Below are 12,365 nucleotides of genomic sequence, written 5' to 3' on the forward strand. Positions count from 1 at the left end.
ATAAATTAAGATGAAAAATATTAGATACATTACATTTTTGCTGCTTGGGATTTTTGCGATGTCCTGTAGCGATGATTTGTTAGATAAGCTTCCGGAGGATGAAATTTCTCCAGAGCAATATTGGAAAACACCCAATGACTTGGCGTTGTTCCTAAATCAATTTTACACTACATTCCCAGTGCATAACGGATGGAATGGTGGAATTTTCGAATTCGACAATAACAGTGATAATTTGGCAGATGTTAGCATCAACACTAGATTTGTTGGTAGTAATAACACCGCGCCTACTTCCGATGGTACGTGGAATGGAAATTACAGCAACATTAGGAATGTAAATTATTACCTAGAAAACAGTGCAACTGCGGAAGGTCCAGATGACCTTATTAATGCTTACAACGGTGAGGCCTATTTTTTTAGAGCGATGTTTTACTTTGAGTTATTACAAAAATTTGGAGGAGTACCTTATATAGATAAGGTTTTAAATACCGATTCTCCAGAATTGATGTCAGCTAGAATACCAAGAAACGAATTGGCCACTAAAATTATCGAGGACCTGGATAGGGCTATTGCTGGTTTACAACCCAAAGCATCTACTGAGGCTTTTAGAGTGCATAGAGGAATGGCTTTGGCGTTAAAATCTAATGTAGCGCTTTACGAAGGGACTTGGGAGAAATACCATGAAGGAACTCCATTTGCAGCTCCTACCAATGAAAGCACCAAGTTTTTGCAATGGGCTGCAGATGCTGCCGAAACATTGATAAATGAAGGTAATTATACGCTTTACAACAACGGAGAAGAGAACACCTATTGGAGTCTATTCAATAAAGTTGATTATTCCGGAGTTTCTGAAGTGATGTTCTGGAAAAAATACGATACTTCCGAAGGGGTAGACCATAGAGTAGGTCACTATATTCCACAAAATGGAGCAGGTACTGGGGTTACAAAATCTTTGGTAGATTCGTACTTAAGTATAGACGGCCTGCCTATAGGAGTAAGTCTTTTGTACAGTTCTAGTCAAGAAAGCAGTCTTTCTGATATCGTGGTAAATAGAGATCCAAGGTTAGCCCAAACTATTGCAACCCCTGGAGATCTTATCACTGAAAGAGCCGGTAATCCTGATATATTCTTTGATTATCCAACCTTTAGAGAAAATAACGAGGTAGTTTCTACCACTGGATATCAAATTTATAAAGGAGGTAGCACAGATGAAGCTCAAAGAACAGAAAGTACCATTGGAGCTATTATCTACAGATATGCCGAAGTACTTTTAAACTATGCGGAAGCTAAAGCAGAATTAGGAACTTTAACTCAAGCAGATTTAGACAACACCGTTAACTTGCTAAGGGCCCGTGTTGGAATGCCGTCACTTACTCTGACACCTGTTGCTGATCCCAATAAAGCATTTCCCGAGCTAAGTGATCTTATTAATGAGATAAGAAGAGAGCGTAGAGTGGAAATGGCTTTGGAAGGTAAGCGTTTTGATGATCTTATGCGTTGGAAAGCGGATCACCTTATTATAGGTAAAAGACACCAAGGTTTCAAAATTGTTGGCAGTGATATGGAATCTGAATTTGCAGACTTGATAGGAAGTTCTATCCTTGTAAATGACGAAGGTTATATTGATCCATATATCAATGCATTACCAACTGGGTTTGGTTTTAATCCTAATAGGGACTATTTATCAGCTATCCCGTCGGAGCAAATTGTGCTAACTGGTGGTGTAGTAACGCAAAATCCTGGTTGGGAATAGACTATATTCTATAACTGGAAAATCATATTAGTTAGTTGTAACTTAAATTTCCCGCTTGACATCTTTTGTCTTGCGGGATTTTTTTACCAAATAGTGACTTACCTAGGAGAACTAGGATCGTTTTATAATTTCTACAGCTACCATAAATAATGAACTTTAATAACTCAGCTATAATTTTCTAACCAACAGAGGTGTTAGTGTGGTATTTATGAAATCATGTTATATTTGATACATTTTAAAAATTGGTCCTTGTTTTCTATGTTTATATTGCGTGTAGAATTTATTTAATTTATTATTTTAATTATGAAGTATTTGTATGTTCTTAGTTTGTTGATGCTTTTTAACTCCTGTTCCGAAAAAGAACAAGAGAAAATAGCTAAGCCCAACATTATTTTTATCATGTCGGATGATCATGCCTATCAGGCCATTAGCGCTTATAGTGATAAGCTGATTAAAACTCCCAACATAGATCGGATTGCAGAGGAAGGTATGCTCTTTACCAATGCGAGTGTTACAAACTCGATTTGTGCTCCTTCTAGGGCGGTGATTCTTACTGGGAAGCATAGTCACCTTAATGGGAAGATAGATAACCTTAGTAAGTTTGATACTACCAATGTAACTTTTCCGCAAATTCTGCAAAAAGCCGGTTACCAAACTGCTATGTTTGGGAAACTTCATTTTGGAAATAATCCAAAAGGTTTTGATGAATTTAAAATCTTGCCTGGGCAAGGTAGTTACTACAACCCAAAATTTATTACACAGAAAGGGGATACTACAATTAGTGGATATGTTACGGATATTACTACCGATTTGGCCTTGGACTGGATGGAGCATCGCAGGGTTCCAGAAAAGCCATTCTTATTAATGTACCTCCACAAAGCTCCACATAGAGCTTGGTATCCAGATGAGAAGCACTATAAGGAATTCACTCAAAAAACATTCCCCTTGCCAGAAACGCTGTTCGACGACTACCAGGGTAGGGTAGCAGCGAAAACTGCAGAAATGAATATTTTAAATCATATGCACTTGTCTTATGATAATAAGATTGAGGAAGATGTTTTAAAACGACTTGATATTAATTCAGGGATGAATAGAAATGAAGTATACCGCATGACTCCAGAGCAACGTAGTAGTTGGGATAGCGTGTATGGTCCCATTAACGAAGATTTTGAAAAACGTTATTCTTCTATGGATGATAAAGAGTTGATGGAGTGGAAGTATCAGCGATATCTTCAGGACTATTTAGGTACCATAGCCTCCGTTGATGATAACGTAGGGCGATTGTTGACCTATTTAGATGAGAATAACCTTTCAGAAAATACGGTAGTGATCTACACTTCGGATCAAGGTTTTTACCTTGGTGAGCACGGCTGGTTTGATAAGCGTTTTATGTATGATGAATCTTTTAAAACGCCGCTATTGATAAAATGGCCTAATAAAATAACGCCCGGAACTACGGAAGATGAAATGGTTCAGAATCTAGATTTCGCCCAAACATTCTTGGAGATGGCAGGGGTAAATGCACCGGAAGACATGCAAGGTGAAAGTTTGGTGCCTCTATTAACGGGTAAAAAAGAACTTTGGGACAGGGATGCCGTTTATTATCACTACTATGAATACCCTGCAGAACATGCGGTAAAAAGACATTACGGTATTGCTACCAAAGAATTTAAGATTATTCATTTCTACCATGATGTGGACGTATGGGAATTGTATGATCGACTTAATGATCCCCAAGAAATGAACAATGTGTTTAATGATCCTGAATATTCAGATGTTGTTGCCGAGATGAAACAAAAATTGAAGGAAATCCGTGAGAAATACAAGGATTCTGAAGCTTTGGATAATCATTATATACAGTTGTATCAAGATAAAAATCACAACAACTTAGAGGATTAGGGATAAAATTTTTGTTGGTGGACCTGCGATTATCGGGTTATTTATCTTCATCTTACTCCAATAGAAAGGTATTTAACATTACATTATGAAGGAGAGCTCTATTAGGAATGTAGAGCTCTTCTATTTTATATAAAGTTATATACCTGTGCCGTAGATACAAGAGGTCAGAACTTATTAATAATAAAAAGAGTTGAATATATCCACTCCAAGGGATTAAAGGCTGGGATATAAGGAAGTAGGTTTGAACCTATACATAGGCTTCTATAAAACCTATTTGAATTTGCTCAACTTTAACTACTGTGCGACAAAAAAATAACCCTGTGAGAATTTTAAATCCTCACAGGGTTATTTGTATTTTATATTGATAAAATTAAAATGGAGTAGTGAAAAATTTTGACTGTCCTTATCGTTTTGGTCAATTACTGGGACTTGTGAACCTTAGAACAAGATACCCTATGATCCCTGATATCCCAGAACCAACCATAATACCTACTTTTGCAGAATCTATTATCACTTCTTTCCCTACAAAGGCCAAGTTGGCGATAAATATAGACATGGTAAAACCAACTCCAGCCAATATTGCAACTCCTATAATGCGCCGAAACGGAATATTATCCGGTAAAATTGCTAGCTTCAATTTAATTCCTATCCAAGAGAAAAGGGTAACCCCTATTAATTTTCCAGCAAATAAGGCAATAGCAATATGAAACAATAACGAGGTGTTCAATTCCATGCCGCCACCTACCGCAACCCCTGCATTCGCTAGCGCAAAAACAGGCATAATAAAATAAGCAACCCATCCGTGCAGCGCATGTTCCGATCGCTGCAAAGGCGATTTAAATTTGTTGCCTAAAGCCTCTAACTCATCCATTTTTACAATTTGTTCACTAGATAAAACGGGAAGATAATCCCTTTCAGTTTTAGCAAAACCCCTCGAGATTTCAGAAAGTTGGTTCATAAAAGAATCCATATCTATCCTTTGCCTTAAAGGAACAGTAAATGCAAGTAAAACCCCGGCGATTGTGGGATGAATACCCGATTTAAAGAATAGAATCCATATCACGATCCCAAGGGTGATCATAAGATATTTGGAATATAAATTGCGATAAGACAAAAAGAAAAGTAATCCTAGGAGTGCAAAAGCGTAAAAAAGTAGCATCCAATCTATCCCTGTGCTATAAAATAGGGCAATTACAATAACTGCACCTAAATCATCCACGATGGCAAAGGCTGTTAAAAATATCTTTAGGCTTAACGGGACCCTGTTGCCCAATACTTTTAAAATAGCAAGCGAAAATGCAATATCTGTTGCCATGGGTATACCCCATCCAGCGTGTGTTTCTGGCGAGTCGTTCAAAAATAGAAATAAGCTCATAGGAATTATCATCCCTCCTACAGCTGCAAACATAGGCAAGGCAGCTTTACGTATACTATTTAACTCTCCAATGAGTAGCTCCCGTTTAATTTCTAACCCAATCAAAAAGAAGAATAACACCATTAATGCATCATTGACCCAATAGATCAATGGTAGCGTAAACTCAAACGTTTCTGAACTTATCCCGAGATGATAGTGCCATAAGGCTTGGTAAGATTCACTATAACTAGAATTTGCCCATAACATCGCAATAATGGTTGCAGTAAATAGCAAGATGCCACTAAAACTTTCTACTTTGGAGAATTTTAGTAAAGGGATAAGTATTCTTCTCTTTAACATTCTGAAATTTTGTTGTATTTATACATTATACTCTCAAAAATAGTAATATTCTTTAGAATTCAATTAGGTAGCAGTATTTATTTTTAACTTTTCATAATCTCCGATTTAAACCTGTTTACTGGGGTTTTCATTATGATTTCTGAAAAATTATGCCGTGTTTTTTACCTGCTGAATTTGATGTACTCTTTTATTCCTGATTGTATTTTAAAACCCAATTGATATATATATCATTAAGCTTCAATACCATCTCTTTATGGTCTCCTGCTATATTGTTGATTTCCGTAAGATCATTTGCCATATTATATAAATCCCAAGGAGCATTTTTATCGTTACGGACAATCTTCCAGTTTTGGAGTCGCATTGCCTGACTATTTCTCCACTCCCAAAATAAAGGGCCTTCCCGTTCCATTTCTGGATTTTTAAAAACGGGTACAAGACTTTTGCCGCGGAGGGGGGTGATTTTCTCGCCTTTAAAACTTTTTGGATAAGTAGCCCCCGAAATTTCAATAAAAGTGGCCATGAAATCTATAAAATGTCCCGGATAGTTTGTAAAAGTATTGGGGTGTATCCTTTTTGGCCAATAAGCAATAAGCGGACTATTTATTCCACCTTCATTATTATAATTCTTGTACAATCTAAAGGGAGTATTGGACACATTGGCCCAGTCCTTTTTTAGAGACGTCCATCGTGCTATGGATCCTAGAGGTGCATTATCATCATCATCTTTTAAATCCACCACCTCTGCCGAAGCTCCATTGTCTGATACAAAAAGGATTATAGTGTTTTCACTAGCGTTAATTTCTTCCAACTTCGCCAAAAGTCGACCTATATTCTGATCTATACGGTCTATCATAGCCGCATAAACCTCCATAACAGATGCCTCATATTCTTGTTCTTTGGGGGACAGGCTATCCCAATTCCTATGAGTAGGTTCAGGGAGAGTTACCTTATCGTCTAACAAACCAGTCGACTTCTGTTTTTCAAACCTTTTTTGTCTAATATGGTCATAGCCGAGATTATACTTTCCTTTATATTTTGCTATATCCTCTGGCCAAGCCATTAGCGGATCGTGTGGCGCGGTATAGGAAAGGTATAAAAAGAAAGGGTTGCTTTTATTTTCTTCCAAGTAATCCAAGGCATAATTGGTAAAATAATCTGTGGAGTAAAAATCCCTTTCTTTTGGGGTGTAAGGGCTATAAATAATACTATCTATTCCCCATTGCCGATCATTTCTTTTTTGTGCTGGCGGAGGTTCTCCCTCCCTTTGTTGACCTGGGTTAAAATGGTTAAAGGCCCCATCTATTAAACCAAAAAAACGTTGAAACCCCCTATCATATGGATTGTCAATTCCGTGGTGTTTCCCTGAGTAATAAGTGGCATAACCGGCCTCTTGTAGTACCTCACCTAGGGTTACCGCATTGCGAATGGGATTGGTATGCGTTTGGTCATATCCAGAATCATGGGCATACACGCCGGTCAATAAGGCGGCTCTGGAGGGGAAGCACTTTCCCGCATTGTAGAAATTCCTAAATCGCATTCCATTTTGGGCTAGCTGATCCAAATTGGGAGTGTTTATTTCCCCACCGTAGCATCCTAAGTCCGACCAACCCATATCATCAACAGAAATCAGGATAATATTAGGCTTATCTCGCTCGTTTTGATTAGTGCAACCTAATAAGCTGATGGAAAGGAAGAGTACATATAATAAGGAACCATAATTTCTGGAAAAGAGAATGATAGGACGGGGATTAATTTGATTATGCATGGATTTTTTATCAGATGACATCGTCAGTTAATATAATTTAAAGGTAAGGAATCTATTAGATGGTTGGAACACTCACTTTACAGTTATATTTCCAGAACAAAGAAGAATATCTTGTTATACGAATTCCAGTGGTGATTACTAATAATATAAATCTAAAACCCGGGATTGCTCTCCATTACGGACCGGCATATTTTAGCAGTCACTGGTGAAAGAAAAGTTATAGGATTAAAAAATTCTTCAACTCCCATACCCCCAAAATGGCAAATAGCCTTACTTTTGAAGTATGGTTTTTTATGGGGTTTTGATAATTTCTTTTATGTGATAAAGAGTTATAAATCCGAGAGCCTATTTTGAGAATAGAATACATAATTAGAAAATGAAGAGAGCGTCTAAAAGTACTACAGTAAAGGAATTAGCAAGTTTAGAAAATCACTTTCAACAGTTTAGACCCCATATTATTGGGAATTCACATGTTTTTAAATCATTGAACGGGAAACAAGAACTGCTATATGCAGATTGGATCGCTAGCGGCCGACTTTATGCGCCTATAGAAGATATCATGTGTAATAAGATTGGACCAATGGTGGCTAATACCCATTCGTTTTCCAGTGAAACAGGAAAGGCATCTACCTACGCCTATAAGCACGCTAGAGACCTTATTAAAAAGCATGTAAACGCTAACGAAAATGATGTATTGGTGACCTGTGGTACGGGAATGACAGGGGTCCTAGCGCGATTACAGCGCATTATGGGGCTTCGGTGGCCAGATGTGGTTAAAAATAAAATTACATTACACGAGAAAGAAAGACCTGTGGTGTTCATTACCCATATGGAACATCACTCCAATCATGTGCCGTGGATGGAAACTATAGCGGATGTGGTAATCCTAGCTTCCGATGAAAATTTATTGGTAGATCCAAAGCAGTTGAGCTTGGAACTAGATAAATATAAAGATCGTCCCCTTAAAATTGGATCTTTTACGGCCTGCTCTAATGTTACAGGGATCATTACCCCTTATGGGGAACTTGCAAAAATTATGCACCAGCACGGGGGATACTGTTTTGTGGATTTTGCAGCCTCGGCTCCCTATGTAAAAATGGATATGCACCCCGCTGACCCCGAAGCGCAATTAGATGCTATATTTTTCTCTCCCCATAAGTTCTTGGGCGGACCAGGAACCTGTGGGGTGTTAGTTTTTAATAAACAACTATACAATACACAGGTTCCCGATGTGCCTGGTGGAGGTAATGTAAAATGGACCGATCCATGGGGAGGATTTGCCTATAATGATGATATTGAAACCAAGGAAGATGGGGGTACACCAGGCTTTCTTCAGGTGATGCGTACTGCGCTTACCATGGGGCTAAAAGAGAAAATGGATGTTAATAAGATGAGGGAACGTGAAGAGGAACTATTACAACTTTGTTTTAATATGCTACAAGATATCCCCGGACTTTACATTTTGGGTTGTAAGGACCAAAAACGCATCGGTTGTGTATCTTTCGGAATTCAGAACATCCATTATAATTTAATAGTAAGATTGCTTAACGATCGTTTTGGGATTCAGGTACGCGGTGGTTGGTCTTGTGCTAGTACCTACGGTCATCATTTGTTTAATATAGATCAGGATGATTCTAAAACCATGACACAGGGAATTTACAATCAGAATTTAACCAACAAACCCGGATGGGTACGGATCTCACTACATCCGATAATGACCGATGAGGAGGTGATACGGATCTGTAATGCCATAGCATTGGTCGCAGAAAACATAGAACATTGGAGTACCCCTTACGTGTATAATAATGCCAGCAACGAATATGAATGCGAACAGGGCGATAACAGGATTATTGAAGAGGTTAAGGAATGGTTTAATATATAAAATGAATATCGGGGAACAATTATAGCTTCCCCGGTTTTCCTGCACCAATCCCCATATACATTTTAAGGATGATAACCACAAATAGGAGGATTAGAGAGTAGGTCCACCCTCCTGTAAAATCGAACAAACTACCAAAAATAAAGGGTCCGGTAGCGGCTACCATGTAACCTATGGATTGCGCCATACCGGATAGTTCCGTAGCGGTATCAGAATCCTTTGATCTTAGGACTATAAAAAGGAGCGCTAATCCAAATGTACCTCCCAGGACAAAACCGATTAAGGATACCCAAAGTGCAATGTATCCTAGAGATGGAAGTAACAATCCCAATACCCCTATACTTTCTACGAGCATTAAAATGATTACAATAGACCTTTGATCTGTTGTTTTTCCCGCCCATAGAGGAATAATTATGGATCCAAGAATTCCCGTTGCCTGTGATAAGGAAAGCATCCAGCCAGCATAATCGGCATCATATCCACGGCTTTGGATAATGGCGGGTAGCCATGCAAGAATCACATAAAAAGTAAGGGATTGTAAACCCATAAAAAAAGCTATTTTCCATGCTTTTGGTGCTTTTCCGAGCGCTTTCATTGCCGCCTTATAATTGCGCTTTTGATCCGATATACTTATCCGAGATAGTTGAGGAATCCATACTAGAAAACCTATAAAAGCCAATATAGCCCATACAGCTAAAGAACCCCTCCAGCCTAAATTGGTATTATCGGCCAGAGGAACACTAATTCCTGCAGCTAAGGAGGCTCCAATAGCCATTACGCTAGAATAAAGGCTAGTGATAAAACCGGAGTTTGATGAGAAATTTCGCTTAGTAAGGCTAGGTAGTAAAACATTGCCGAATGCTATGGCAATTCCAAAGAGAAGCGTACCTAAATATAGGGGGAATATACCCTGCAAAGATCTAATTCCTATCCCAATGGCCATTAAAAGTAGGGCGCCGAATAATGTTCGAGCAATGCCAAAACGTCTAGTAAACAAAGGGGTAAGGGAAGAGAAAATCCCAAAAGCTATCAAAGGCAGGGTAGTCAGTAATCCCAACATAGAATTGGAAAGTCCTGTTGACACCCTAATATGATTTACCAAAGGGCCAACGCTAGCCAGGGCAGGTCTAAGATTTATGGCAATGAATAGTATTCCTACTATCAATAAGATATCGTTGGAGCTAAATCTTCGCTTTTTAATAGAGGACTTTTGTTCTGACATTGGTCTGCTTATGGTTAATAATATAGCCAATACTAAACTAATCAAAGCCTAAAGATGATTTGAGCTATTTCCATTTTATTTATGGCGACAAAGTTGAATATAGTGACATAAACTAGTACATTTTTCGTTTAAGTGACTCTACTTAGATGATTTACCGCCTTAGAACATCACTTTATTTTCAATGGTCGTAAATTCACCATTCCTATTATATATTGAAATAAATAGCTTTTGCGCGGACCTATTTTAAAATTATAATACGTACCTTAAAGCTAAATATGCCAATAAGGCGTTTTTGGATGTTCTTATGGGAATAGGTAAGGCCAACTTTAAAGAGAATAACCTTTAAACGTTCTTACTAGCTTCACTCAATTTTCCAACCACTATTTATTGCCATAACATTTTATTGGGTTGGCTTTCCGATGTATTTAATCCCGTGAGTGATGTTCAAATCCATTCTATTCTTCCCCACGGTAAATCGTTTTTGAACTATTCATCACAAGTACAATAGAAATGTAGAAGCAAAGGTTGATTATGCGAATAGCTGATTAAAAGTGCTCTTAAAACGAGCTGTATTCACTAACACTAATTTAATATCACAATAATGGCAAATGTAACAAAACCCAAATTTAAAGAGAGATATGAAAATTTTATTGGCGGAAAGTTCGTCGCTCCAGTAAAAGGACACTATTTTGACAATGTATCTCCAGTAGATGGTAAAGTATTTACTCAAGCTGCCCAATCCACACAGGAAGATATTGATCTTGCTCTTGATGCTGCCCACGAGGCATTCCCATCTTGGAGTACTACTTCGGCAACAGAACGTAGCAATGCGCTTTTAAAGATAGCACAAGTGATGGAAGATAATTTTGAGTACTTGGCAACTTTAGAGACTATCGATAATGGGAAGCCAATTCGTGAAGCCCGTGCTGCGGATATCCCATACTGTATTGATCACTTTCGTTATTTTGCAGGTGTTATACGTGCTGATGAAGGAACAATTTCGGAACACGATAAGAACACGGTGAGTATTGTATTACATGAACCTATTGGTGTGGTTGGTGAGATTATACCTTGGAACTTTCCATTATTGATGTTGGCTTGGAAGATAGCCCCGGCTCTAGCGGCTGGTTGTACTGCTGTTGTTAAACCAGCAGAACAAACCCCAACTAGTGTTATCGCCTTAATGGAACTTATTGGTGACATTCTTCCCGCTGGTGTATTGAACATCGTAACTGGTTTTGGAGCAGAAGCAGGACAAGCTTTAGCAACTTCTGACCGAATTGCAAAGCTTTCATTTACTGGATCAACAAAAACTGGTCGTAAGGTCTACCACAATGCAGCGGAAAACATTATTCCCGTAACCATGGAGCTAGGTGGAAAATCTCCTAATATTTTCTTCCCGTCTGTTGCAGATCATGATGATGATTTCTTTAGCAAAGCTATTGAAGGTGCATTAATGTTCGCCCTTAATCAAGGAGAAATCTGTACTGCTCCATCGCGTATTTTGGTACACGAGCGTATTGCCGATCTCTTCATAGAAAGGATGCAGGAACGTTTAAAAGACGTTAAGACCGGTAATCCACTAGATCCAGAAACAATGATAGGTTCTCAGGTATCCAAGGCACAGTATGACAAAATCCTAAACTACATCAACGTTGGTAAAGAAGAGGGTGCAATGGTACTAGCTGGTGGGGATGCTGGTAATTACGAAGGGGAACTCTCTAAAGGATTCTACATTCAGCCTACGGTACTGAAAGGACAGAACAATATGCGTGTCTTCCAAGAAGAGATTTTTGGACCAGTTGTAGCCCTTACTACTTTTAGTTCTACGGAAGAAGCCATCGCTATCGCCAATGATACCCCTTACGGATTAGGTGCAGTTGTTTGGTCCCGAGATTCCCACGAATTGTTCCAAGTTCCTCGTGCTATTCAAGCGGGTAGGGTTTGGGTAAATCAATACCATACCTATCCTGCACACGCTCCCTTTGGTGGCGTTAAGGAATCTGGTTTTGGACGTGAGAACCATAAAATGGCACTAGATCACTATCGTGTTGTAAAAAATATGTTGATCTCCTACGATAAAAAGCCTATGGGATTCTTTTAATTGAAGTTTAGGCTTAAGCACTTAGCAGAGCC

At 38.5% G+C, this 12,365-nt stretch carries 7 protein-coding genes; 4 read left to right on the forward strand and 3 right to left on the reverse strand.

Annotated features, from left to right (window positions below; all coding sequences use genetic code 11):
* Nucleotides 1-10: 10 nt before the first annotated feature.
* Together G466_RS0106755 and G466_RS0106760 are read left to right on the forward strand one after the other, a co-directional pair.
* A complete protein-coding gene (locus G466_RS0106755) occupies nt 11-1,750 on the forward strand; it encodes a RagB/SusD family nutrient uptake outer membrane protein (protein WP_026812978.1) in 1,740 nt (579 codons plus the stop codon).
* A gap of 303 nt (nt 1,751-2,053) precedes the next feature.
* Nucleotides 2,054-3,649 carry a sulfatase family protein gene (locus tag G466_RS0106760; RefSeq protein ID WP_034234893.1) on the forward strand — a complete coding sequence of 532 codons (1,596 nt, stop codon included), beginning with the start codon at nt 2,054-2,056 and terminating at the stop codon, nt 3,647-3,649.
* A 415-nt stretch (nt 3,650-4,064) separates the two neighbouring features.
* Here the strand turns inward: G466_RS0106760 and nhaA are convergent, their stop codons facing one another.
* Together nhaA and G466_RS0106770 are read right to left on the reverse strand one after the other, a co-directional pair.
* On the reverse strand, nt 4,065-5,363 hold the full coding sequence (nhaA, locus tag G466_RS0106765) for a Na+/H+ antiporter NhaA (protein ID WP_026812980.1): 1,299 nt from the start codon (nt 5,361-5,363) through the stop codon (nt 4,065-4,067).
* Between the two features lie 187 nt (nt 5,364-5,550).
* Nucleotides 5,551-7,149: an arylsulfatase gene (locus G466_RS0106770; protein WP_157373823.1), complete on the reverse strand. Its 1,599-nt coding sequence runs from the start codon at nt 7,147-7,149 to the stop codon at nt 5,551-5,553.
* Between the two features lie 355 nt (nt 7,150-7,504).
* On the opposite strand from G466_RS0106770, the gene G466_RS0106775 reads away from it, so the two are divergent.
* On the forward strand, nt 7,505-9,010 hold the full coding sequence (locus G466_RS0106775; RefSeq protein ID WP_026812982.1) for an aminotransferase class V-fold PLP-dependent enzyme: 1,506 nt from the start codon (nt 7,505-7,507) through the stop codon (nt 9,008-9,010).
* Nucleotides 9,011-9,029: 19 nt separating this feature from the next.
* Here the strand turns inward: G466_RS0106775 and G466_RS0106780 are convergent, their stop codons facing one another.
* Nucleotides 9,030-10,229, reverse strand: a complete 1,200-nt coding sequence (locus tag G466_RS0106780; protein ID WP_051315555.1) for a CynX/NimT family MFS transporter — start codon at nt 10,227-10,229, stop codon at nt 9,030-9,032.
* A 601-nt stretch (nt 10,230-10,830) separates the two neighbouring features.
* Between G466_RS0106780 and G466_RS0106785 the strand changes: the two genes are divergently transcribed.
* The gene (locus G466_RS0106785; RefSeq protein ID WP_026812984.1) at nt 10,831-12,333 is read left to right on the forward strand and encodes an aldehyde dehydrogenase family protein; all 1,503 of its coding nucleotides are present in this window, start codon (nt 10,831-10,833) and stop codon (nt 12,331-12,333) included.
* Nucleotides 12,334-12,365 lie beyond the last annotated feature (32 nt).

Origin of the sequence: Arenibacter certesii DSM 19833, from assembly GCF_000429545.1 — a bacterium.
Taxonomy (GTDB): Bacteria; Bacteroidota; Bacteroidia; order Flavobacteriales; family Flavobacteriaceae; genus Arenibacter; species Arenibacter certesii.

Excerpts from the sequence above, each read along its gene's own strand:
- G466_RS0106755 (WP_026812978.1), top strand. The coding sequence starts at position 11 with ATGAAAAATATTAGATACATTACATTTTTGCTGCTTGGGATTTTTGCG.
- G466_RS0106760 (WP_034234893.1), top strand. The coding sequence starts at position 2,054 with ATGAAGTATTTGTATGTTCTTAGTTTGTTGATGCTTTTTAACTCCTGT.
- nhaA (WP_026812980.1), bottom strand. The coding sequence starts at position 5,363 with ATGTTAAAGAGAAGAATACTTATCCCTTTACTAAAATTCTCCAAAGTA.
- G466_RS0106770 (WP_157373823.1), bottom strand. The coding sequence starts at position 7,149 with ATGTCATCTGATAAAAAATCCATGCATAATCAAATTAATCCCCGTCCT.
- G466_RS0106775 (WP_026812982.1), top strand. The coding sequence starts at position 7,505 with ATGAAGAGAGCGTCTAAAAGTACTACAGTAAAGGAATTAGCAAGTTTA.
- G466_RS0106780 (WP_051315555.1), bottom strand. The coding sequence starts at position 10,229 with ATGTCAGAACAAAAGTCCTCTATTAAAAAGCGAAGATTTAGCTCCAAC.
- G466_RS0106785 (WP_026812984.1), top strand. The coding sequence starts at position 10,831 with ATGGCAAATGTAACAAAACCCAAATTTAAAGAGAGATATGAAAATTTT.